The sequence below is a fragment of the Acidithiobacillus sp. HP-11 genome, assembly GCF_015100075.1.
In the GTDB taxonomy this organism is placed as follows: domain Bacteria; phylum Pseudomonadota; class Gammaproteobacteria; order Acidithiobacillales; family Acidithiobacillaceae; genus Acidithiobacillus; species Acidithiobacillus thiooxidans.
Genome location: NZ_JACKYY010000027.1, coordinates 18,044 through 41,747, shown reverse-complemented (window position 1 = coordinate 41,747; position 23,704 = coordinate 18,044). Strand labels below are relative to the sequence as shown.

Sequence of the window (23,704 nt, the reverse complement as noted above, 5' to 3'; positions counted from 1 at the left end):
GTGTGCCTGAACTCATCCAGGCCATTGAGGGGTACATCGACCACCACAACACCCATCCCAAATCCTTCATCTTGACCAAAACCGCCCGCGACATCCTGCAAAAGGTCATTCGCGCCAACAGCCACTTAAGCAGCAAACAGAATGCAACACTACACTAGGAACAGTGATGACCTTATGGTTGGCCCCGGTGTTATATGTCGTGTGGATGACAAAAAGACCAAAAACTTACAATTAGTAAATCTAACAGCAAGATTATTAAGAAAGATTCACCATGCCTAGTGGATCTGTTGTCTTGTTAATAGAGGACATTAATAACGGTTCCAAACAACGAGCCCCATGACAAGCGGCTCGTTTTGTTTTGGCTGTTAAGATGCGCCAGGCCCTCCAGGGGGCGGTCCGCCTGGCCCACCCGGTGAAGGCGGTCCACCCATAGGTCCTTGGTGGGGTGGCTGTTGAGGTCCAGGTCCTCCAGGCCCCCCTTGTGGCGGCCCTCCTCTCGGGCCAGATTGAGGCCCTTGCGGGGGTCCTCCTGCTGGTTCTGGCTGGAACCAAGGCCCTCCATGGCCAGGACCTGGTCTTCCGGGTGGTGGACCTGGTTGTGGACCGAACTCCGGCCCACCGGGTTGTGGTCTCCCCGGAAGCCCAAAGCCCTGTCCACCGGGAGGAGGCCCAGGCGGAGGCGGTTGTGGTGCGCCAGGCGGAGCCGGTGGCGGTGGTTGCACACCCAGATAATTAAAATAAGTGCCAGGTGGCGGCGGCGGTGGCGCTCCTGCCGGTGGAGGCGGTGGAGGCGGTGCTCCTGCCGGCAGGGGCGGGGGCGGTGCCGGATAATACTGGTAGTATGTCTGCGGGTAGTAGTACCACATCATGTACTGCGCATAGAGTGGCTGACTGTAATAGCCGGTATACGCTGAGGGCGGCTCAAAGTAGCCGTATTGCTGGGGCCAGCCCGTGTTACCGAGATTGATCCCGAGATCGCCCAGTATGACACTGATATCAAACGGCGCAGCGGACGCCGGCGTAGAGAGGGATAAAACCCCTAATCCGGCAAGGCCTATGGCGATACTGAGTACAATGGGTTTACGCGGCATAGCAAATCCTCTCTTACTGGTTTACTGGATGAAGCCGAACTTGTTCCCGGACTGTTGCTTATGGAAGGGATGGCGGTGGATTACCTGCCGTAGCCATAGTTGTACTGACCAGGTCCCTGGCCGGGAGGAGGAGGCGACGGCGGTGGTGGCGGATGACCGTAGCCGTTGTTGTACCGACCGGGTGGAGGTGGCTGGTTATACCCTGGATATCCATATCGGCCGTAGGGGCCATAAGCACAGCCTGAGAGCGCCAAAATACCCAAGGTAACTGCAGCGATTTTTCTGGTTGAAATAGGCATAGCTTATTCTCCCGTGTTTTTACCATCCATGAATATGGGGCGTCATGAGGAAGTTATCAACAAATATTCCAGACCAGACACCGACTAAGGGCGGGGTTTTCTATATCAGAGAAACGCTACAGCAGCCTGATATGCGCTTTGTGGCGGTCAAGAGTGAGGAATAATAATTCTTCCTGTCGTTAAGGGGATTATCTCTTCCGGCAAGAAACAAGCGAACGTCTTTGTTATCTGCCAACATGGCACCGGTGGGACGAACGGCCGTATCGGCGCGAGGATTTTCCTCATCAGGGCTTGCATGCAGAATGACTAATGCTTGACTCATGGGAGTTACGCCTGTTCGGATACTTCGGGGATGCGGTTCTTGAACCGCAAACGCAATCCATAAGCCTGACAGGTACGATCAATTTTGCGGATGGAAAACTATGGAAGACTGTACAGTTGACGCCTTATGGCCTACCAGTTCGCATCATTTTTGGTTTTTACAGCCTGGATCTACGAGAATCATAGCCAGATGAAAGCCTTAGATGTTGGCTATAATCTCGAATGAGCAAATTTCTACGGACTATTGTCTGATAGAGAAATCCTTGAACAGGAGGTTACGATGTCTGGAACGGATATAAAAACTGCAAATCCTGCCGCTTCATGGGTCCCCACTTCGAACCGTGAATCAAAATTAGTCGGCGCGCGCTGAAAATCCGCTAACACCGCATCCAGACGCTCCCACCGCTTTTTGTAGCGCGCTTCGCCGTCAGGCCAGTGCTCATATCCACGAAAGGTATCTTTCAAAAACTCCCGCCAGGCGCGACAGTAGTCAGCGAGTTTTCTGCGCATATTTCGCATTATTGTCGCCCCTCCTATTGGCACCTTCATCGTATTCAGTTGCACTTATCACTGATCCGCGTATGTGAAACGGAAAATATGCATAAAGTTGCGCCGTGTCAGTGTTCCTGGATTTCAACAAACTTGCATCCTGACAGAGCAAGAAGAGGGAATACAGTGAACACAAACGATCATAACAACCCACGATTGATGCGACTTACCGAAGTCATGTCCATGGTCGCGCTGCGACGCTCGTCCCTTTACGGGCTCATTGGGAAAGGGCCATTCCCCGCTCCACGAAAAATCGGACGTGCCAGCGTTTGGTCATCAGCCGAAGTCCAACAATGGATTGAGGATATCTTGAAAGTCAAAGAGGCGAGTGACCAGCAATGCGCGCCAGAGGAAAAGGGTAGAATTGATCAAGTTCTCACTTAGGGGTAGCTCTAAGAACCGGCCGCAGTTGCAAACTCTGCCCACATCTGAATCAGCTTCCGGCGCAAGTCGAATAGGTCCGAACGTTGGTACGCTGCCTCAATCTTGTTCGGGTTGGTGTGGGCAAGCGCTTGGTCCAATACTGCGGCCGGGAAATGGGTTTGCTCAGCGCCCCAGTCTCGAAAAGAGCTGCGAAATCCATGTACGGTCACATCGGTGATCACGCTGTGAAGCACCTTGTTCACGGCCACATCTGACAGCGATCCGCCACGGGCGCCGGGGAAGATCCCGGGATTGTTGTCCATTCTCCAGGCCTGCATCTGGTTCAAAAAAGCCATGGCGGCATCCGACAGGGGCACCCGGTGCGGTTTTGCGGCCTTCATGCGCATGCCGGGTATCGTCCAGATTATTGTGTCTAGATCGAACTCTTCCCGGGTGGCACCACGGGACTCCCCAGAACGGGCGGCCGTCAGAATGGTAAACTGCAAACAATAGGCAGAGATATGCGATTTATCCCGCAATGCTCCCATGATACGGGAAATATCGGTGTAAGCTGAAGCTGCGTGATGCTGGCGCTTACTCACCTTGTCAGGTTCTGGTAACATCTTGTTCAATATGCCTTTCCATCGTGCCGGATTTCGGGTGCCATCACACCAGTCATGTACAGCGGCATAATCCAAAACCGCCTCAATCCGCTGACGCACTTTGCTTGCCGTTTCTGTTTTGGTCGTCCAGATAGGCAGTAGGATTGATTTCACATCCGCCAGCGTCACCTCTGCTGGGGATTTGGCCCCGATAACCGGGAAGGCATAGTCACGCAGGGTGTTAATTCATTGTTGCGCGTGTTTGGCATTTTTCCAACCGGACCGCTTGGCCTCGAGCAAATCTTGGGCGCATTGCTCGAAGGTCATGGAGACCGTCTCCATGGAGGCATTAACACTCAGTAATTCGCCGGGATTATGGCCGTCGGCTTGGGTCTTGCGCATACCCTCCGCCAGAACGCGAACATCTTTTAGCTTACGAATGGTCGTCGCCATTGTGTTATCCTTTGATAAAGTGACACTTCGCCAAACGTGTCTGTCTTGCCTTTTATCTTGTCCGACGACATGGCTTACAGCGAATTTCGTCGGACTTTAGTGGATAGGTATTTCGATAACATGATGAATACAAATATTAATATGGGCAATCTTGAACACTGGTAGACATGGGGTTGGACTTCACCCTCTCCGCCAAACAACTGGCATAGCTGTTTGATGCTGCCTGCATTTTTATGTGAAATCCTGGTCTTGATTTCGTCAAGCGCCTCATAATTTGCGCACGCCAGCTGCGAAGGTATCGGAACCCTCAATCCGCATTAATATTGACCTTCTAAAACCGTCGGAATTCAAAGTCGACTGGGAATAAGTGTGAAAACAGTTGTATGTAAACTAAGGGCTCGTTGATGGGCGTTCCTTTAATTTTGATCAGATTTCCAGTTGCCGTGCTCACAGGTTTTGGCGAATGATGACCTCCGCCCGCTGTTGAGCCTGCAGCAGTTCAGTGCGGTATACCGTGGTTGCATAACCTTGGGTCGGGGTGGTGGTCAGGGGCTGGAGTACCGAATGTTTTTGCCCGGGTTTCCAGTGCAGTTGTGCAATCATGGAAAGCCCCGGACGCAAGGGGTGTTTGGCGAGTTCCCTGGCAGGTATGGCAATACGTACCGGCACGCGTTCCACAATATGAATGTAATTTCCGGTGGCATTCTCGGGGGGCAGAATGCTGAATGCACTGCCGGCACCGGGAAGCAAACCCAGAACGGTGCCGTGATAGCGCACCTGATGGCCGTAGTAATAGCTGGTCAACTGAACGGCCTGTCCGGGGCGGACATGGCGCATGGCCGTTTCCTTGATATTGGCCACCACCCATAAGTCATTGAGCGGCACCACCGAAAACAGGTGCTGGCCTGCAGCCACTTTTAAACCGGGGTAGGCAGAGCGTTGCGCGATATAACCCGATATGGGGGCACGGATGAGCCGCCGTTGCCAGTTGATGTCGGCTTTTTCAAAAGCCGTGGCGGCCTGCTGAACCAGCGGATTATCAGATACCGTGGTGCCCGCGACAATGGCTCGTGCCCCTCGCAACTTGGCTTGGGCCTCTGCGACTTGTGCTGCTGCGGAAGTGATTTCATTTTGCGTATTTTCAATGCGAATCCTGGAAACCGCCCCGCTGGGCAGCGACTGTTGGTAGCGGCTCAAATCCATTTTCAGTTTTTGCAGTTCAGCCATTTGGGCCTGAACGCTTTGTTGCAACGCCTGGACCCGGGCGAAATCCTGGCGGACCTGTCTGACTGTTGCCGCCAGATGGGCCCCGGCCTGTTCCATGGCCAGTCGGGTCTGCGAACCCTGGAGGGCTGCCAGAATCTGGCCGGCATGAACATATTCCGTATTCTCCACCCGCACCTGCTTGATGGTGCCTGCCGACAAACTATCCACCGGGGTGATGTTGCCGGTGACGTAAGCATCATTGGTTTCAATCCAGTACTGGCCCCGCAAAAACCACCAGAGGATTCCCAATCCAGCAGCAATAAGCACAATAACGGCAACCAGCAGCAACAGTCTGCGCCGCTGTTTTTCCCGCGAGCTGTAGTCAGGGGCTGAGGAGGATGCTGTTGTACTCATGCTGGTTTTTTCTCCACCGTATATCCGCCCCCCAGGGCAACATTGAGCAGCACCCAGGATTGTGCGTTATGTATTTGCAAGGTGATCTGCTGGTTTTGCAGATTGATTTCCCGAATCCGGCTGCGATAAACGCTTATCATATTGGTGGTACCCGAATGAAAAGCGGCTGTAGCCAGTGCGCTATCCTGTCTGGCGGCCTTGGTCATCCGTGTCTGTTCCTGTAGTTGCTGACGATATTTTTGCCAGCTGGCCAAATGCCCGGCAATTTCACGCACCGCGCTGAGAATGGTATGGCGATAATGATCTTGTGCGGCCAGATACAAGGCATTTTGCGCTTTGAGACGGGCACGGAGCTTTCCGCCTTCAAAAATGGGCAGGGATACCACCGGACCAATGGCATGGGCCAGATTTCCGGGACTGAATAAATCACCCAGATCAATACTGTTCCAACCGGCAAACAGGGCAATATTGACATCGGGATAAAAAGCCGCGCGGGCAGCCCCGACCTGTTGCGCAGCGACTTCGATTTCCCAGCGTGCAGCGACCATATCAGGACGGTGGCTGATCAGACGCAGAGGTAATTGACGGGGGATATTTATGGTGGAGAAATCCGGTAACGGTTCCACGCCAATATTCCGTCCCCAATCGGGTCCATGCCCGGCCAAGGCGGCCAGTACATAGCGCTGTTGCGCAATGGCTGCCCGCAGTTGGGCGACTGACTGCCGCGCACTGCCATAAGTTTCTGTCTGCGCATACACCGGCCGGGCATTGTTCAGACCATCCTGCCAACGTTGTTTTTCCAGTTGCAACAAGGATTTTTGCAGGTTTTCCAGACGCTCCGCCAGATGCAGTTGCCGTGTTTCACCCGCCAGCAGAAAATAATGCCAAGCCAGTTGTTTCTCCAACTGTAATTTTGCCTCGGCATAATCCGCCTGATGAACGCGTACTTGCCCCAAAGCCGCACGAATCTGATCGCTGTCGCGTCCCCACAAGTCCAGATGATAACGGAGTTCCAGCGGGTTGATTGCGGTATAGGTGAAGCTTTTGCCATTGGCCTGAAGGTGCAAACCATTCTGTGAAAAATACTCCTGAGTAAGGGCGGCTCCCGCCGAAAACTGCGGGAGGAGGGCGGCCTGCTGCTCTGCAGTCATGGCTTTGGCGGCCAGAATACGGGTACTGGCAAGCTGCAGCGATGGGTTTTGGCGAAGGGCAACCTGAATCAGATGGTCAAGAGCAGGCAGTTGCGCCGCTTTCCACCACTGCTGTGCAGGCCATGGACCCGCCGTGATCCCATAGTGATGATCGGCCCGGGCCAGGGTCTGTTGAATTTGAGTGGTATGGGCGAGATGCCCGCCGGGGAGATGCCGGGGCAGACGCGCGCAGGCCGCAAGCAGCAACAATGGCAGCAGTAGAAGAATGGATTTTTTCATCAGAGATCCACCAGTTCTTCTATGGCGCGGCGCATCCATATATCCGGCGTCACTCAAGGCACACGTTTACTGAGCAGCATGAGACCCGCGCCGAGCAGGAATCCCCATGCGGCTATATAAAATATTTCGTTGAAGGCGAGCATGGCTGCCTGATGCGTAATGTAATGGGCGATGTGGATATTGCTTGACGAAATTGTGGGCGTATGAGCCATCACGGTGCTGTTACCCTCAGCAAGAAAATGTGCATGCAGAATTGTTCTCCGGTCAAAAAGTGTGGCAATAAGGGGAATGCCCATAGCCTGCCCACATAGCCGCAATACATTCAAAAAAGCAGTACCACGCATTTCGGCGGGGCCGGATAATCCGGACAAGGCAACGGTATTAATGGATGGAAACAGGCTGCCCAGAAATATTCCAACAAAAGCTTGTGGCCACAGTAATTCGCTGAAAGAGGCCGGATGATTGTAGGAGGAAACCCAAAAACTGGCGGCCGCAAATCCCAATAAGGAGAAAATAGCCAGGATACGTGCATCCAGATGATTGAGCAGGCGCTGGGTCAAGATAAAACTGATTTTCGAAAAAATCGCCATGGGTAATATCAACAGGCCGACCAGCCAGGCGCTGTAGCCCATGACCAACTGAAATCCCACAACATAAAGGGCAATGCTGCCTTGAAAAAGCAGAATAGTAAAAAAAAGAACCATGCCACCGATCAAGAAATTACGACGTTTCAGAAGATGCAGCTCCAGCAAAGGATGCCTGCCATACCATTCCCAAATCGCAAATACCATCAGAGCAAGCAGACTGATCATACCAAGGAAAATAATTGGGGATGAGCGCCACCAACTGATGATTTCTCCCCTATCGAGTGCTGACTCCAGAGTAGCCAGAGCAATCAGCAGAAAAAGTAGCCCCGGCCAATCCAGGGGAGGATGATGGTGTTCCATCTCTCTACCGAACAGTAGAATCGCAATAAAGGCAGCCACGCTGAGGGCAATAGGAATGTTTACATAAAACAGCCAGCGCCAACCGATGCTGTCGGTGATCCATCCACCGATAAATGGACCCAGGGTAAAGGGCGTGAGCGCAGCGATCCCCCACAAGCTCAGACCGATGTTACGGCGATGCACTTGATAGTGGCGCAGGATAATCTGCAAAGATCCCGGAATGGTCAATCCACTCGAGAACCCCTGAACAATACGGGCAATCAGAAAGATGTCATAATCATTCGATTGGGCACAGATGGCTGAAGCCAGGGCGAATACGATAAAAGCCCCTGCCAAAACCCGCATTTCCCCCCAGCGCTGCAAAAACCAGGGAGAAATCGGAAAGGCCAGGGCCATGGCGAGAAAAAAATCTGACTGGGTCCAAATCGCAAAGTCCGGGTTGACGCCCAGACTCCCGGCAACATGGGGTATCATGGGCAGATAGGCACCGGTGTTTAATAATACCAGAAAATGTCCGAGTCCGATCACCAGGTTCAGCAGCAATACCATGCCGGTGCTGAGCGGGGAAACTGCCGGAGCATTTTGTGAAAAAGCCATGAACAGGAAACCATTTCCGTGCTGATTTGAGCAAACGTCCCGATCATGTGGGTCATGCATATATATGTCAACCGTAGTGGATTCTCAAAACAACTCCAATTTGAGCGTTACCAGGTCATACGCAAAAAGCTTGATGCTTGCTACGTCGCTCATTATCTGAGGAAGATAAAGATGATTTATTCCATATTAATTATAGGAAACTATCTTAATGATTAAAAAATAAAATATAAATAATAAATAGTATTTATGATGGCTGGCTCTTGCACATCATCACCTCATACTTTATTGCCATTTTGATTTTATTGCCAGATATCCAATGGTTTTTCATGTCCAGTACGGAATTTGACTTCATGGCACTCAGTCTCTGGCTATTGGGTGGAATTTTATATATCTGGGTTATCGGGCTGATATTTTAACGAATGATTTTTTGGGTTTTTTACCCGAATATCTTCTTTCTTCCTGCTGGAAGAATGTGGACGCCATGGCTATTTCCACTCTGGCAGGAGGGAGTTGGTGGATTCTGTTACTGTTCATCTTGGGGTTCTGGCGCTATGTCCTAAGAAGGTTTCACCTCCGTTATACTGACCCGCGCTGCTTTCGTGATGATAGAGCAGTTTTAACCCTGACGATTTGCGGGGTCAATATTGATCGCAGATCGGGGTTCTGATACCTTCGCAACTTGTGAGTGCAATAGTGGTGTTGCACTTTTCGTCTGTTCTCGTCCTTGCGTGGACAATTTCAGGTTTTCTATGGCGACAACAATCGGTCCCCTCGCAGTGGTAGCTGGTGAACCCCGTCAGGCCCGGAAGGGAGCAGCGGCAGCCGGCGATCCAGGTGCCGGGGTGCGGCTGATTCGCGTCGCCTCCCAATTTAGTGTTTTTCCATGACGGGATATTTAGCCCTTGCCCGACGTTGGCGGCCCCAGCATTTTGAAGATTTTGTTGGGCAGGAGGCCGTTGTAGCCGCCTTACGTCATGCCCTGGACTCCGGCCGAATCCACCATGCGTTTTTGTTTACGGGAACGCGAGGCGTAGGTAAAACCACTTTGGCAAGGCTGCTTGCCAAATGTTTGAACTGCGAAAAAGGTATCAGCAGCCAACCCTGCGGAACCTGCAGCGCCTGTCTGAGTATCAGCGCCGGAAATTTTGTCGACTTGCTGGAAGTGGATGCTGCCAGCCGCACGCGCGTGGATGAAACCCGTGAACTGCTTGATAACGTCCAATATGCGCCGGTGGCCGGGCGCTATAAAATCTACCTCATCGATGAAGTGCACATGCTGTCCACTCATAGTTTCAATGCACTCCTGAAAACCCTTGAAGAGCCGCCTGAACATGTCAAGTTTTTGCTGGCAACTACTGATCCTCAGAAGCTTCCCGTCACCGTTTTATCCCGCTGTTTGCAGTTCAACTTACGCAGGCTGGAAATCGGCCAGATTCAGGGGCGCCTGCAGCAGATCATGCTGGCAGAGAAAATTTCCGCAGAAGATGCCGCACTGCACATATTGTCCAAAGCTGCCGATGGCAGTTTACGCGATGCCCTCAGCCTTCTGGATCAGGCTATTGTCCATGGTGGTGGCGAAGTGCGCCGTGAGGGTGTGCTTGGCATGCTGGGACGCAGTGGCGACGATACCGTTATGCTGATGATTGCAGCGCTGATTGCCCAAGATGCGGAACGGGTATTTGCGCTGGTCAACGAACACCTGGCGCGGGGTCTGGATGCTGCCGGGCTACTGGACCTGATTATCGAGGGGACGCATCGATTGAGTCTTGCTCAGTTTGTGCCGGGCGTTGCAGAGGGTGATGATGCGGAACTGATCAGTCAGTTACGAAACAAAATCAATCCACTGGTTTTACAGTCCTGGTATGCCCTGTTGCTGTCAGCGCGCCGGGATTTTCAGCTCTATCCAGATCAACGCATGGCACTGGAAATGGCATTTTTGCGGGTGCTCAGTTTCTCTACGGGGAATATTCCACCATCGGCGCTGTCGCCCGAACCGGGGAAAAAGCCCAGTTCAATCTCTCAAACCTCTACAGAGACTGCGATCACAACCGTTGAAACTGTTCAACCCGTCCTGCCAGAACTGATTCCAGAATCACGCACATTTGCGGATGTGGTCCGCGAGCCCGCTCCTGAAATTCTCAGAGAAAATGTATTCATACCGCCGCAAGCGGTCCATATGAGTCTTTCCTGGCAGGAACTGATTGCCACATTATCACTTTCACCGCTGCTGCAGGAACAGCTGCGTCACGGTCAAGCCCTGCAGTGTGATGCGCAAAAGGTGGATCTGCTCGTAGAGCCTCGCTACCTGCCCTTTATTATCAAGGAAAAAGCGCGAATTCTGAAAGCGCTCAGTGACCACTTTGGTCAGACGCCGCAACTCGTCATCAGTGAATTGACCGAGGCAAGCGGCGTACGCAGTGTAAATGCTGAAGCAGAATCTCAGGCCTCCGCGCGACAGGAAGAAGCACAGGTCAGGGTGGCCAATGATCCTCTGATCAAACAATTTACGGAAATACTGGGTACTCAGGTAGAATCCATTACCTTGATGACTTTAACGAATCAACAGGGAGGTAGTCGATGATGAAAGGTGGTTTGGGAAATATCATGAAACAGGCGCAGCAACTCCAGGATCGCCTGCAAAAAACCCAGGAAGAACTGGCCCATATTGAAGTCCAGGGACATGCCGGCGGTAATCTGGTAGAGGTCACCATGACCTGTCGCCATGATGTGCGCAAAGTGCGAATTGATCCCTCGTTGCTGGCGGATAATGATCAGGAAATGCTGGAAGACTTGGTAGCTGCGGCCATTAACGATGCGGTACGCAATGCTGAAAAGGTCAGTGCTGAACGGATGTCGGAAGTCACGGGTGGAATGAATATTCCAGGCATGAACCTGCCTTTCTGATATGGCTGATGTTCCGAGTATGGAGGCTCTGGAGGCGCTGTTAAGGCGCCTTCCCGGTATTGGACCGCGTTCTGCGCAGCGCATCTGCTACGATCTGCTGGTGCGTAAACGCAATCTTCTTCCCCAATTGGCCACCGCGCTGGAACGCGCGCATGCTGCAGTGCGTTTTTGCGAACGCTGCAATAATCTTAGCGAAGCCCCTTTGTGCGCTGTCTGTAAGGGTTTGCACCGGGATCATTCGCTGTTGTGCATTGTGGAATCACCCGCAGATTTGCGCGCCATTGAAGATACAGGCATGTTCAGCGGCGACTATTTTGTGCTGATGGGCCATTTGTCACCTCTGGATGGAGTCGGTCCGGAAGCCCTGCATCTGGATCGTCTCAGTGAGCGTTTGGCAGAAGCGGATCTGCAGGAGGTGATATTTGCCACCAACCCCACTCTGGAAGGTGAAGCCACTGCCCAGTTTCTGGCAGATCTGGTGCCTGCAGGCATTACCATCAGTCGTATTGCCCACGGCGTTCCGGTGGGCGGTGAACTGGAATATGTAGATCGCGGCACACTCGGACGGGCGCTGCATGGACGCCGCCTGCTGGATGAATAGTTAAAACAAAACATTAGAGAGAGGAAGAAGTCGTATGCTGGCTACGGGTGTGACGCCTCCGGGCGGTAATGTATTCTTTTTGTTGATGGGCGCCATTCTGGTTTTTGCCATGCATGCCGGCTTTGCCTTTCTGGAGCTGGGGACCGTGCGCCGGCGCAGTCAGGTCAATGCTTTGGTCAAAATCCTCAGTGACTTTGGCATTTCGACCATTGTGTATTTTTTTATCGGTTATCATATTGCTTACGGCATCAGTTTTTTCGGAAACGTGCAAACCCTGACTGCCGGCGATCATGGTTTTGAAATGGTGCGTTTTTTCTTTCTGCTGACCTTTGCGGCAGCCGTACCCGCCATCATTTCCGGAGGCATTGCCGAGCGCGCCCGTTTTTATCCGCAATTGCTGGCTACGGCTTTTCTGGTGGGCCTGGTGTATCCCTTTTATGAAGGCATCGTCTGGGATAACAATTACGGCATTCAGGCCTGGTTTACGCAGACATTTGGTGCGCCTTTTCATGATTTCGCCGGTTCGGTAGTGGTCCATGCCATGGGTGGCTGGATGGCCCTGATGGCCGTCTGGTTATTGGGACCGCGCCGGGGGCGCTATGGTAAGGATGGTACGGTGCATGCCATGCCGCCTTCCAATATTCCTTTTCTGGCCTTGGGCTCCTGGATTCTGATCATCGGCTGGTTTGGATTTAATGTGATGAGCGCCCAGCAGTTGGCTCAGGTTCAGGGTCTGGTGGCCCTGAATTCTCTCATGGCCCTGGTGGGTGGCATGCTCGCCGCTCTGGCCGTTGGCAAGGGCGATCCGGGTTTTGTGCATAACGGAGCATTGGCAGGGCTGGTGGCTATTTGTGCCGGATCGGATGTGGTCCAGCCCATCGGGGCTCTGGCCATTGGTGCCATAGCCGGGATTATTTTTGTGTATTTATTTACCTTTGTACAACATCGCCTGCGCCTGGACGATGTGCTCGGGGTCTGGCCTTTGCATGGCGTTTGCGGTGTCTGGGGTGGTCTGGCCGTGGGAATTTTCGGCCTGAAAATGCTGGGCGGTGCTGGGGGAGTCAGTTTCTGGTCGCAACTGCTGGGCACCAGTTTGGGGGTTTTGATTGCGCTGCTGGGTAGCGGAGTGGTGTACGGCACCATCAAGGCCTTCATTGGGATTCGCCTGGATGCCGAGGCGGAATATGCCGGTCCCGATTTGAGTATTCACCATGTCAGCGCGTATCCTGAGGAGGATATTGAGAGGGCCTGAACGTGGATGATGACTTTGTTGCATTGACTTGGGAGCGTCTGCCAAAAATACCGAAAAGGTCTCCTGATGCACATAAAGGTCGTTTTGGTCATGTTTTTGTACTGGGCGGCGCGCCAGGAATGGGCGGAGCACTGGCTTTGGCTGCTGCGGCTGCCTACCGGATTGGGGCAGGGTTGGTGACCGCCGTGGGTCATCCTTCCGCAGTTCCTTATCTGACTTCCGCGCTTCCGGAAGCGACCTGGTGGGACTGGCCCCCAAGTTTCTCTGCCTTACCGGACAATGCGGTACTCGCCGTGGGACCCGGTCTGGGGCAGGGGCTGGCAGCGCATGATATGCTGTCCGAGGTCGGGAGTTTGCCCATTCCCCAGGTCTGGGATGCGGATGCCCTCAATATTCTTGCGCGTTTTGGTGCGCCATTGCTCAGTGCTAAGGCTGTTCGGCTGTTTACCCCGCATCCAGGGGAAGCGGCCCGTCTGCTGGCAATGCCGCTTCCTGACGTTCAGCTGGACCGGATAGGGGTAATACATGCGCTGCAATCCCGCTATGGCGGGCATTGGGTTTTGAAGGGGCAGCACAGTCTTATGTTGGGTGAAACAGCGCGCTGTTATTGCCCTTGGGGAAATCCGGGAATGGCCACTGGCGGCAGCGGCGATGTGCTCACTGGAGTGTTGGCAGGATTACTGGCCCAGGGTTTATCGGCCGATGATGCCTTGATTCTGGGGGTTGCCATTCATGCCCTCGCCGGCGATCGTGCGGCCCGACGGTTGGGAGAAGAAAGCCTGTTGGCCAGCAATATTCTCGAAGAACTACCTTTTGTCATACAGGAGTTGAATGCCATCCATGTCTGAAACCGAAATGCTGAAAGCCTGGGATCGCCGTTATTTTTGGCATCCCTTCACCCAGATGCAATGTTATGGTGACGATGATCCCTGGATTATCGAGAGGGCGGAAGGCCATTATTTGTATGATGTGGATGGCGCGCGTTGTCTGGATGCGGTCGCGAGCCTTTGGTGTAATGTGCATGGTCATCGCCATCCGCGCCTTGATGCTGCCCTTCTGGAGCAGTTGGGAAAGGTCGCGCATACGACAGCCCTGGGCGCCAGCAATCCACCGGCTATCCGTCTCGCCAAAAAGCTGGTTGAGTGCACTCCAGAATCTCTGCAACATTGTTTTTTCAGTGAAGATGGTTCTGAGGCGGTAGAAGTGGCTATTAAAATGGCTGCGCAGTACTGGGCCAACATAGGACGTCCGCAAAAGCATCTTTTTTTGACCCTCGATAACGCTTATCACGGCGATACGGTGGGAGCTGTTTCGGTGGGTGGATTTCCGCTTTTTCACGAAGTGTATGGTCATTTGCTGTTCCCGACGCGCAGGTTGCCCAGCCCTTATGTGCTGCAATGGGAACAATGCCAGGGGGATGCCGCGCAGGCAGCCAAGCTCTGGCTGAATACTCTGGAAGTCGTTTTACTGGCAGAAAAAGACCATATAGCCGCTTTGATTCTGGAAGGCGGCGTGCAGGGTGCAGCCGGTATATTGCCTTTTCCACCCGGGGTCTTGTCGGGCGCACAAAAGCTCTGTAATACCCATGAGGTCCTGCTTGTTGTTGACGAAGTGGCCACTGGCTTTGGTCGCAGCGGCCAATTGTTCTCCTGCCAAAAAGAACAGGTCGAACCTGACTTGCTGGCGCTCGGCAAAGGACTGAGTGGCGGTTATTTACCCATTGCCGCAACGCTGACTTCAGAAGCAATCTATCAGGCTTTTCTGGCCCCCTTTGGCGAAGCCAAACAGTTTTATTACGGACATACCTTTACGGCCAACCCTTTGGCCGCTGCGGTGGCTCTGGAAAATCTGAGCATTTTTGCCGAAGGCTATTTGTTGTCCGAAATCCCCAATAAAATCGAAAAACTGCGCGCAGGTCTGGAAGTATTTCACCATCAACCCTGGGCAGGTGAGCCCCGGCAATTTGGCTTGATGGCGGCCATTCCCTTGCGTGACCCGGCTACCGGAGCGGCTTACCCTTATGGCGAACGTGTCGAATACATGGTCTGCAAACGTGCCCGGGAAATGGGTGTGTATAGCCGACCCCTTGGTGATCTGCTCACCATTGTGCCCCCTCTGTCGGTGACAGAGCAGGAAATAGACACTATTCTCCACACATTATTTGACGCCATGGCGGAAGGAAGAACCCAATGACAACTGCCCAGGAAATCATGACCCGTGCGCCCAGCACGGTGCAGGAAGATGATTCGGTCAAGAATGTCGGCAAAATCTTGCTGCAGACGGGGCACCACAGTATTCCCGTAGTCAGTGCCTCCGGGCATCTGATCGGCATGATCGGTGAGCGCGACCTGATTGATGCCAATCGCGAGGTGCATTTGCCCACTATGTTGACCATTCTCGATGGATTGATTCCGTTGGGTGGCATGCATGAATATGAAGAAGAGTTACGTAAAGTCACGGCTGTTACTGCAGGCCAGTTGGCCACTACCAAGGTCGTGACCGCAGGACCCGACGAAAACACCGATGCGGTCGCCGAAAAACTCTTGCGTAAGGAAGTGCATGCCTTGCCTGTTGTGGATACAGATGGAAAGCTGTTGGGTATTATCACCCGTTCCGATATTCTCCAGCATTTGTTAAAACCCTGAGTTTGCGGATGGATTGGGACTTTCCCAGTGCCGATATTTGCCAGTCCTGGGGGGCGGCCCTGGCGCAAACATTGCGAGCACCGGCAGTCATTTATCTGGAAGGCGACCTGGGAGTCGGTAAAACAACGCTTGCCCAGGGTATTTTGCGGGCACTGGGCGTCACCCAATCCATCAAAAGTCCCACCTATACTTTGCTCGAAACCTATGAAACAAAATCCGGACTGGCACATCATCTGGATTTGTATCGTTTGAATGATCCCGAAGAGCTGGAATTTATCGGTATACGTGATTATCTGGCGACACCTGCCCTATGGCTGATTGAATGGCCGGAAAGAGGCAAGGGGCATTTGCCGGGCGCTGATCTCAAACTGCATTTGCATATTCAAGCTGATGCCCGGCATCATTTGTCCGCAACGGCGCAGCATGTGCGCGCCGAAGCCTGGGTGCAGGCTTTACCGGTTGATCTGGCGAGTATTACATGAACAAGTCAGTGACCAGCCCGCCACGCGTGCGCCGCCTGGACGCCACCCTCGCCAATCAGATTGCAGCGGGGGAGGTGGTGGAAAGGCCCGCCTCGATCCTTAAGGAACTGCTGGAAAATAGTCTGGATGCACAGGCTACCCGGATTACCATTCAATTACAGGGTGGTGGTATGGATTTGCTGAGTGTGGAAGACAATGGCACCGGCATATTACCCGAAGATCTGCCGCTGGCACTGGAGCGTCATGCCACCAGTAAGGTGGCAAGCTGGGAAGATTTGCAGGCTATCCAGACCATGGGCTTTCGTGGTGAAGCACTGCCCGCTATTGCCTCGGTGGCGCGGATCGAAATTCTGAGCAGAACGCACGACGCGGGGCAGGGTGCCCGGCTCCAGGTGCATGGTGGTGAGGTCCTGGCCTCGGAACCTGCTGCCCGCGCCCCCGGAACGACGGTGCAGGTTGCCGACCTGTTTTACAATGTCCCGGCGCGCCGCAAATTTCTGCGTTCGGCTGCCGCCGAATTGACGCGCATTCAGAAGGTGCTCCGACAGATAGCTCTGGCCAATTTCCCGGTGGCTTTTCAACTGCTGCAAAATCGTCGCAGCCTGGTGCAGTATCCGGCAGCCACTGATGCTGAAGCCTGTTCTGCCAGAGTCGCAAGCATCCTGGGCGAAGGTTTTTTGGCAAATGCGCTGTACCTCGAGCAAAGTGATCAGGGTATGTCGCTGAGGGGCTGGCTGGGCTTGCCTACCTATAATAGTGCCCGGGGCGACGAACAATACTTTTTCGTCAATGGTCGTCCGGTGCGTGATCCGGTGCTGACCCATGCCTTGCGCGCTGCCTATCAGGATGTATTGTTTCAGGATCGTCACCCGCTGTTTGTTTTATATCTGGATATGCCTGCCGAGCAAGTGGATGTGAATGTGCATCCAGCCAAGGCTGAAGTCCGTTTTCGGGATAGTCGCGCGGTACATGATTTCCTTTTTCATACCCTGCGCCGGATTATTGCCGAGCAGGGTGGGGATAAACCGCAAATTTCCGTTCCGGTACAGCCGGCAATGCGCCCCCTCGGCCTTGCTTTGGATATCCCCGCTGCTGGTGCTGTCCGTCCGCCTTCGGGTCCATCTTCTGCTTATGTACCTTCCTTCCAGCAGGACTTGAGTGGTGTCGCAGAGGCCCGGACAGCCGCTTATTGGGAGCAGATGGTTGCAGCCGGTACGTCGCGTCCGGTAGAAAGTTACCTCGATCACTCTCCGCAGGAACAATCCCTGGCGCCGGAATATCCGCTGGGGCAAGCCGTAGCGCAAATTCATGCCCGCTTTATCGTGGCGCAGAATCAGGAAGGCATGATTCTGGTGGATCAACATGCGGCGCATGAGCGCATCCTTTACGAGAAAATGAAAAAAGACTGTCAACTGGATGATAAACAACAATTTGTTATTCCCGAATACGTGCATGTTACCGCCGCACAAATGACCTGTTTTGAAGAGCAGCAGGAGGCATTGCGAGCTGCTGGTCTGGATATCAGCGTAGCCGGGCCGGGCACATTGGCTATTCATGGTGCTTTGCGTTCCCTGGATGCGCGCAATTTTGCGCAACTGGTCGCGGAACTTCTGGATATGGAAAAACCCTGGGGGCAGGGCGACGTAGAGGGTAATCCGGCATTGGCTGAAATGGCCTGTCGGGCGGCCATCAAGACCAGTCGGCGTCTGAACCTTGATGAAATGAACAGTCTCCTGCGTCAGTTGGAAGCGACGCCACGGTTTGGACAGTGTAATCACGGTCGGCCTACGGTTGTGCAATTTTCTCTGGCGGATCTTGACCGCCTGTTTTTGCGTGGCCGATGATTCCCGCCCTGTTCCTGATGGGGCCTACGGCGAGTGGCAAAACAGCACTGGCCATGCATATTGCCAACCAGCTGCCGGTAGACATTATCAGCGTCGATTCCCTGCTGGTTTATCGTCATTTTGATATTGGCAGCGCCAAGCCGGATTGCTCACTAAGGCAGCAATATCCCCATGCTCTGGTGGATATTCGTGAACCGGATCAACCCTATTCCGCCGGACTTTTTCGGGAAGATGCCCTGGCTTGCATCACCCGGGCACGCGCCCGTGAACGCATCCCCCTGCTGGTGGGGGGCACCGGCCTGTACTTCCGGGCGCTGGAACGTGGTATTGACGATCTGCCTCCTGCCGATCCGCAAATACGGGGAAAACTACTGGAAGAAGCCGCGCAAGAGGGCTGGCCGGCATTACATGAGCGGCTGGCTGCTCTTGATCCGCAAACGGCGGCAGGCATTCAGCCATATGATCAGCAACGTATTCAGCGTGCGCTGGAAATCATTCAGCAAACCGGGGCACCGTTAAGTCAATTGCGGCAGTGGCAGGGCGCTTTCCCCGGACCACTACTGAAAATCCTGTTACGTCCGCCTCGCGCCTGGCTGCATGATCGTATTCAGCAACGACTGGATATGATGCTCCAGGAGGGCTTCCTGGAAGAAGTGGCGGCTTTACAGAAACGTCACTACGCTCCTGATCTTCCAGCCATGCGGGCAGTGGGTTACCGCCAATATTTTGCCCGCCTGAATGGCGAGTTTACAGCGGCAGAAGCTTATGCGGCAGCCCTGGCGGCAACGCGTCAGCTGGCCAAGCGCCAGGACACCTGGTTTAAAAGAGAGCGTGCGAATCTGGTGCTGGATCCGGCAGAAGATCAAGCATGGAAGTCCTTGCCGAACTGGATCAGACAGCAAATGCTGTAATACACTTTCATTTTGCTCTATCGGCTCTGCCGACAATTACCGGTTCCGGGCCACGCTCCAAAATCTTCTACGGGAGAACATGATTGAAATCCTGGCATTTCCTGGGCTGCTTGCTGCCAGCGTTGATGCTGGCTGGCTGTGCACCGCCCATGCCGCATCTGGCAAAACCTACCCCATTGCAGGATTTACAGCTTGGCAGTGACTTGACACAAAAAAAATCGTCTGTAGCTGCTGTTGCGGACTGGTGGCGTCCTTTACTCAATCAGCCAGAGCAAAACATCATGCAACTGGCTCTTGAAAAAAATCCGGACATGCTTGCTGCGAAAGCCAGGATAGCCCTGGCTTTATCTGCCTTGCGCGAAGCGGGAGCGCAGCGCGAACCACAACTCCAGGGCACCGGTCAGATTGGGGTAAGCCGTTGGACCAAAAATCAATTTTATTTGCCACCTTATGCCGGAGAAACCTCCTGGAACAATTCGTTAAAGTTTGATTTTTCTTTTCATCTTGATCTTTGGGGCAAGGAGCAGGAGCAGGTCAAGGAGGCGCGCCTGCGCTTGCAGGCAGCCGAACAGCAACGGCGTGCTGCCAGGTTGATTCTTGAAAATGCCGTGTTGCAACAGCTTCTTGCAATAGATGCCAGTGCTGCCATTCTGCAGCGTTTACAGGCCGAGCAACACATCTTGCAGCGGCTTGAACAAATCGAAAAAGAAAGACAGCAGCATGGCCTCAGTGATTCCTTGCTCAGTCTGGCAAGTGTCGCCCGTCTTGCGGGTTTGGAGCAAGAAATAGCCGCACAAAAAGCCAAGTACGACAGCAATCGTCAGGCCTTGGCAACACTGTGCGGTGTGGGTGTCCAACTCCCCTTGGTGCTGCGTCATTATCAGCCCAATCTGTTGCAGACCCATTGGCAGCAACCCAGCACTGTTCCGGCTGAATGGATTGCCGAGCGGCCGGATATTGTCGCCCAGCGGATGACCATCAAGGCGGCTGCTGCAGCGGTGCATATTGCCCGCGATGCCTATTATCCCGATATCAATCTGGTGGCTTTTGCGGGTGGTTTGGCAGCGGCAGGCGGCTTGTTTACTTTTTTGCATCCGGGGTCCTTACAAGCAGGTGTGGGACCAGCTATCAGTTTGCCATTGTTTACCGGGGGGCGACTGCGGGGCCACTTTGATGCCAGTCAGGCGAAATATCAGCTGGCTCGCGCCGCATATCAAAAAAGCTTGTTACAGGCTTTGCAGCAAGTGGCTTTCAGTCTGAGACAATTGCAGTCTGCCAGTCAGGAGCGGGAAATCTTACAGCGGCGTGCGCAAGCCTTGTCGCGCAGCGCGGCTTTACAACAACAAAGATATCAAGCGGGTCTCAGTAATGCCCTGCCAGTCATGACGGCGCAACTGCCTATCATCGACAATCAGATGCAGCAAATTCGCCTGGATACTTATGCCCGGCAGAATCTGATCAAACTCTATGCCGCTCTGGGGGGTAGGGTGATTCCAAAAACCTGGACGGGACCGCATTCACCATCATGAGTACCCTGAATCTTGCCAGTCGCCAATATTGGCAGAGTTTCTACCAGCACGATCTGCAAACCTGGATTTTCTGGGCCAAGACAGCCGCTGCAGCGCTGATTGGTCTTTGGTTGGCTTATAGATTCCAGCTGGACTCTCCCAGTACGGTCGTAATCACCGTGTTTATTGTGATGCAGTCGCGTAACGGGATGGTTCTGGCCAAGAGTTTTTACCGGGCGATTGGTACTATTGCAGGCAGTATTGTCGCCATGTTGCTGGTAGCGACATTTCCGGATGAACGACTGGGATTCCTTGCCGGCTTGGCCCTCTGGGTGGGATTTTGCACTGCCGGGGCGCGTTATTTCCGTAATTTTCAGGCCTATGCCTTTGTGCTGGCTGGCTATACTGCTGCTCTGGTCGGGCTGCCTGCGGCATTGGATCCTGAACATGCCTTTTATATCGGCGTTGCGCGCCTGAGCGATGTGATGCTTGGGATCATTGTGGCCTCGGTCATGAGTGCCATTGTATTTCCACAACCGCTGGAAGATCTGCTGCAGCAGACGGCACAAACGCGCCTGCAGCATTTTTTGCGCAATACCTTGCGCGTACTGCAGGGAGGGGTGCCGAGGGCTGACTGGATCGCCCTGCATCTTGAAGCGATTCAGGAGATTTTGCAGCTGGATAGTTATCGTTCCGGGGCGTTTTTTGAAAGTAGTCGCGGACGCCGTAAAAATATGCGCGTTCGGCAGATGATTGCCGACATGATGTTTGCTTCGGGTTCGCTGCATTTACTGAATAGTCATATTCGCAGATTGCAACGTGATACGCTCGCACCGGTGCGTATCAAAACTGAAAATTTGATCAATTCGATACGTCTGGATTTTCAGGAGATACAACAACAAATCCAGAATGGCGAAATAATTACCGCAGAAAATCAGTTGCAGAGTCTGCAAAACAGGACCGTGCAGCAATTAGATGAATTACGGATCTCTTTGCTGGATGACCTGAATGCTGATCAACGACTGGCTCTCGATAGCCTGATACTGTTACTCATCCGCTTTCTGGCTGAACTCCGGCGCTATATGGTCAGTTATGGGCAATTGCTTTGTCCCGAGGCAATCAAGGCGGCTCCCCCCTTACCGCTGGCAATTGCCAGAGTACAAGAGAAACATTGGCACGCCTCTTTTGACCGTCCGCCTACAGAAATAGCCCAGCCCTTGAGCGCGGCCTTGCGCAGTATGGTTGTTGTTGCGGTGGTTTCGCTTTTCTGGTTAAAAACGGCGTGGCCTTCTGGTCCCGAAGCCGTCATTATTGCCGTAGTCCTCAGCGCGTTATTTTCCACCTTTCCCAATCCGCTGGCTTCGGTGCGGCAGATGGGGTTTGGTGTACTCACTGCCTTCCTCGCGGCTCTCCTTTTCAGTCTGGAGTTTTTACCGCGAATATCCGGTTTCCCCATGCTGGCTCTTGCACTGTTGCCGTTTTTGTTAATCTCTCCTTGGTTGTTGACGCGTACCCGGTGGTCAGGAACAGCGGCTGGTTTCGGGATATTTTTTCCCCTGTTTGCCATTCCGGGAGAGGGGCAGGAAATATCCTATAGCGCATTGCTGAATAATGGGACCGCACAATTGCTGGCAGTATTTTTAGTAGGAATTGCTTTTTATCTCATTTTTCCGGTAGGTAATAACTGGGAGCGACGGCGACTTCTGCAACGCTTTCGCGAACTTGTCCGGGTTGCGGCGCAGGCTCCACTACCCAACTTGCGTAACCAGTTTGAAGCGGAAAGTCGTGAATATTTGCGTTTATTGGCCGCAGATTTGTCACCTCAGCAGGCCAGTGACCTGAAAATTCTGCGCGAGGTAATGCGTCTTAATGAACTCGCCGAAGGGATCCTGCAGCTGCGTATTTTGCTGCATGCACAAGCAGAAATGGCAGGTGAGCAACCTTTGTCGCGCTACGAAGCGCAATATGTTACTCCCTTACTTGAAGCGTTTCCCAAAAAATATGAGGTACCCATGTCGGCAAATTATGAAAATCGTCTATGCGCGGTCATGGACGCTGCGGCCAATTTACCAGTAGAAACCGTCGATACGGCTTTACACCCTATTTTGCCGCCTGATGCCCTGTTTCGTGTTTATGTTCACGTCATTGCCAGCGTTTCACGACGGTTCTCGGTAGCAAGCGAGGCTGAGCATGCCCGTTGAAATAGTCCTTTTTGGTGCTGTGCTGCCTACGCTTTTGCCTATTTTTGGGCTGAGCGTCATTCTGTATCTGATCGTGGACAAATGGACCGGTTGTTGGGATCTGGATCGCTGGGTATGGCATCCGGCACTGTTTCGTCTGGCCCTGTTCGTGTGCGTTTTTGCACTGTTGGGCCTTGAGGTTTATAAATGATTGCACGCGTATTGCGGGTTTTGGTTACCATTCTGGTCGTGCTCCTTGCTGCCTGGCTGGGTTGGCGACTTTGGCAGGCCTATATGGATCAGCCTTGGACAAGAGATGCGGTGGTACAGGCGCAAATTGCCCAAATCAACGCCGACGTCGGCGGTCGAGTGATTGATCTTTATGTCAAGGATAATCAGAAAGTAGCAGCCGGAACGGTACTTTTCCGCATTGATCCACAGCGCTATCGTCTGGCTCTCGCCAATGCGCGGGCCGCACTGGCGGATGCCAATGCGCAATTGGCGTTGCGGCAGGAGCAGTCGGCACGTCGGGCGCATTTGCCTGACGACGTTGTTTCGGCTGAGGCTCGCTCTGATGCCCTGCTGCAAGTGCGCGTAGCCCGGGCGCAGGCTGACGCTGCAAGTGCGCGCGTCCATCTGGCGCAATATGATCTTGCCCATACCGAGGTGCGGGCTCCGGTGGCGGGTATTATTTCCCATCTGCGTCTGCGCGTAGGGGATTACGCAGCAACCGGTAAGCCGCTTCTGGCCTTGGTGGAGACGGGCAGCTACTGGATTGACGGTTACTTTGAACAAACCCGGCTACAGTGTGTGCATGTAGGAGATCATGCGCATCTGCGCCTGCTGGGATCTGCACATACTTTTCCGGGGTTGGTGGAGAGTATCGCACCAGCTATTACTGATCGCGAAAGCCACACCGGAGCACGTCTCGTGGCAAATGTCCGGGCGAGCTTCAATTGGGTGCGTCTACCTGCCCGCATTCCCGTGCATATCAGGATTTTAAGAAAACCCAAGGATTTCCCGCTGACTGCCGGGATGCTTTGTTCCGTAGTCATTGAACGAAAGCACTCATGACGCCAGGTTTTTACGGGAACTGAACGTCATG

23 protein-coding genes and 1 other RNA gene are annotated in these 23,704 nt (G+C 53.5%); 17 read left to right on the top strand and 7 right to left on the bottom strand.

From position 1 onward, the window contains the following. Positions 1-598: 598 nt before the first annotated feature. Positions 599-736 (top strand): hypothetical protein, encoded by a 138-nt coding sequence (locus H7F08_RS09295; protein ID WP_158627802.1) that lies wholly within the window; start codon positions 599-601, stop codon positions 734-736. A gap of 754 nt (positions 737-1,490) precedes the next feature. Here the strand turns inward: H7F08_RS09295 and H7F08_RS15495 are convergent. Both H7F08_RS15495 and H7F08_RS09285 read right to left on the bottom strand, forming a co-directional pair. Beyond that, the gene (locus H7F08_RS15495; RefSeq protein ID WP_010640157.1) at positions 1,491-1,712 is read right to left on the bottom strand and encodes a hypothetical protein; all 222 of its coding nucleotides are present in this window, start codon (positions 1,710-1,712) and stop codon (positions 1,491-1,493) included. A 233-nt stretch (positions 1,713-1,945) separates the two neighbouring features. Then, entirely contained in the window at positions 1,946-2,230 is a 285-nt protein-coding gene (locus H7F08_RS09285; protein WP_010640155.1) for a hypothetical protein, read from the bottom strand. 78 nt (positions 2,231-2,308) lie between these two features. Between H7F08_RS09285 and H7F08_RS15905 the strand changes: the two genes are divergently transcribed. After that, a complete protein-coding gene (locus H7F08_RS15905; protein ID WP_193640395.1) occupies positions 2,309-2,644 on the top strand; it encodes an AlpA family phage regulatory protein in 336 nt (111 codons plus the stop codon). Positions 2,645-2,652: 8 nt separating this feature from the next. On the opposite strand, the gene H7F08_RS09275 is transcribed toward H7F08_RS15905, so the two are convergent. The 5 genes from H7F08_RS09275 to H7F08_RS09255 form a co-directional block, all read right to left on the bottom strand. Beyond that, complete coding sequence (locus H7F08_RS09275; protein WP_405055098.1) at positions 2,653-3,462, bottom strand: tyrosine-type recombinase/integrase; 810 nt, start codon at positions 3,460-3,462, stop codon at positions 2,653-2,655. A 9-nt stretch (positions 3,463-3,471) separates the two neighbouring features. After that, positions 3,472-3,678, bottom strand: coding sequence for a hypothetical protein (locus H7F08_RS09270; RefSeq protein ID WP_142088521.1), 207 nt, complete (start codon positions 3,676-3,678; stop codon positions 3,472-3,474). Positions 3,679-4,125: 447 nt separating this feature from the next. Further along, complete coding sequence (locus tag H7F08_RS09265) at positions 4,126-5,298, bottom strand: HlyD family secretion protein (protein ID WP_193640394.1); 1,173 nt, start codon at positions 5,296-5,298, stop codon at positions 4,126-4,128. Next, complete coding sequence (locus tag H7F08_RS09260) at positions 5,295-6,728, bottom strand: efflux transporter outer membrane subunit (RefSeq protein ID WP_193640393.1); 1,434 nt, start codon at positions 6,726-6,728, stop codon at positions 5,295-5,297. The genes H7F08_RS09265 and H7F08_RS09260 overlap by 4 nt, the downstream gene beginning before the upstream one ends. A gap of 53 nt (positions 6,729-6,781) precedes the next feature. Further along, positions 6,782-8,272, bottom strand: a complete 1,491-nt coding sequence (locus H7F08_RS09255) for a DHA2 family efflux MFS transporter permease subunit (protein ID WP_142088527.1) — start codon at positions 8,270-8,272, stop codon at positions 6,782-6,784. A 760-nt stretch (positions 8,273-9,032) separates the two neighbouring features. Between H7F08_RS09255 and ffs the strand changes: the two genes are divergently transcribed. The 15 genes from ffs (at position 9,033) to H7F08_RS09180 (ending at position 23,673) form a co-directional block, all read left to right on the top strand. Next, positions 9,033-9,129, top strand: an RNA gene (gene ffs / locus H7F08_RS09250) — signal recognition particle sRNA small type. A 26-nt stretch (positions 9,130-9,155) separates the two neighbouring features. Further along, positions 9,156-10,853 (top strand): DNA polymerase III subunit gamma/tau, encoded by a 1,698-nt coding sequence (gene dnaX / locus H7F08_RS09245; protein ID WP_010640147.1) that lies wholly within the window; start codon positions 9,156-9,158, stop codon positions 10,851-10,853. Continuing rightward, on the top strand, positions 10,850-11,176 hold the full coding sequence (locus H7F08_RS09240; RefSeq protein WP_010640145.1) for a YbaB/EbfC family nucleoid-associated protein: 327 nt from the start codon (positions 10,850-10,852) through the stop codon (positions 11,174-11,176). Before dnaX ends, H7F08_RS09240 begins: the two co-directional genes overlap by 4 nt. Position 11,177: 1 nt before the next feature. After that, positions 11,178-11,777: a recombination mediator RecR gene (gene recR, locus H7F08_RS09235; RefSeq protein ID WP_031574935.1), complete on the top strand. Its 600-nt coding sequence runs from the start codon at positions 11,178-11,180 to the stop codon at positions 11,775-11,777. Positions 11,778-11,811: 34 nt separating this feature from the next. Next, entirely contained in the window at positions 11,812-13,029 is a 1,218-nt protein-coding gene (locus H7F08_RS09230) for an ammonium transporter (RefSeq protein WP_010640142.1), read from the top strand. A gap of 2 nt (positions 13,030-13,031) precedes the next feature. Then, positions 13,032-13,877 carry an NAD(P)H-hydrate dehydratase gene (locus tag H7F08_RS09225; protein ID WP_031574937.1) on the top strand — a complete coding sequence of 282 codons (846 nt, stop codon included), beginning with the start codon at positions 13,032-13,034 and terminating at the stop codon, positions 13,875-13,877. Next, complete coding sequence (bioA, locus tag H7F08_RS09220; RefSeq protein ID WP_031574940.1) at positions 13,870-15,222, top strand: adenosylmethionine--8-amino-7-oxononanoate transaminase; 1,353 nt, start codon at positions 13,870-13,872, stop codon at positions 15,220-15,222. The genes H7F08_RS09225 and bioA overlap by 8 nt, the downstream gene beginning before the upstream one ends. Beyond that, positions 15,219-15,674 (top strand): CBS domain-containing protein, encoded by a 456-nt coding sequence (locus H7F08_RS09215; protein WP_010640137.1) that lies wholly within the window; start codon positions 15,219-15,221, stop codon positions 15,672-15,674. Before bioA ends, H7F08_RS09215 begins: the two co-directional genes overlap by 4 nt. An 8-nt stretch (positions 15,675-15,682) precedes the next feature. Then, positions 15,683-16,156 (top strand): tRNA (adenosine(37)-N6)-threonylcarbamoyltransferase complex ATPase subunit type 1 TsaE, encoded by a 474-nt coding sequence (tsaE, locus tag H7F08_RS09210; protein ID WP_031574943.1) that lies wholly within the window; start codon positions 15,683-15,685, stop codon positions 16,154-16,156. Beyond that, complete coding sequence (gene mutL, locus H7F08_RS09205; protein WP_051690736.1) at positions 16,153-18,000, top strand: DNA mismatch repair endonuclease MutL; 1,848 nt, start codon at positions 16,153-16,155, stop codon at positions 17,998-18,000. Before tsaE ends, mutL begins: the two co-directional genes overlap by 4 nt. Continuing rightward, on the top strand, positions 17,997-18,911 hold the full coding sequence (gene miaA, locus H7F08_RS09200; protein ID WP_035211331.1) for a tRNA (adenosine(37)-N6)-dimethylallyltransferase MiaA: 915 nt from the start codon (positions 17,997-17,999) through the stop codon (positions 18,909-18,911). Before mutL ends, miaA begins: the two co-directional genes overlap by 4 nt. 83 nt (positions 18,912-18,994) lie before the next feature. Beyond that, entirely contained in the window at positions 18,995-20,440 is a 1,446-nt protein-coding gene (locus tag H7F08_RS09195; protein ID WP_031574955.1) for an efflux transporter outer membrane subunit, read from the top strand. After that, entirely contained in the window at positions 20,437-22,620 is a 2,184-nt protein-coding gene (locus H7F08_RS09190; RefSeq protein ID WP_031574958.1) for an FUSC family protein, read from the top strand. The genes H7F08_RS09195 and H7F08_RS09190 overlap by 4 nt, the downstream gene beginning before the upstream one ends. After that, positions 22,610-22,810 carry a DUF1656 domain-containing protein gene (locus H7F08_RS09185; protein WP_031574962.1) on the top strand — a complete coding sequence of 67 codons (201 nt, stop codon included), beginning with the start codon at positions 22,610-22,612 and terminating at the stop codon, positions 22,808-22,810. Before H7F08_RS09190 ends, H7F08_RS09185 begins: the two co-directional genes overlap by 11 nt. Next, positions 22,807-23,673, top strand: a complete 867-nt coding sequence (locus H7F08_RS09180) for an HlyD family secretion protein (RefSeq protein ID WP_142088529.1) — start codon at positions 22,807-22,809, stop codon at positions 23,671-23,673. The genes H7F08_RS09185 and H7F08_RS09180 overlap by 4 nt, the downstream gene beginning before the upstream one ends. Positions 23,674-23,704: the final 31 nt, after the last annotated feature.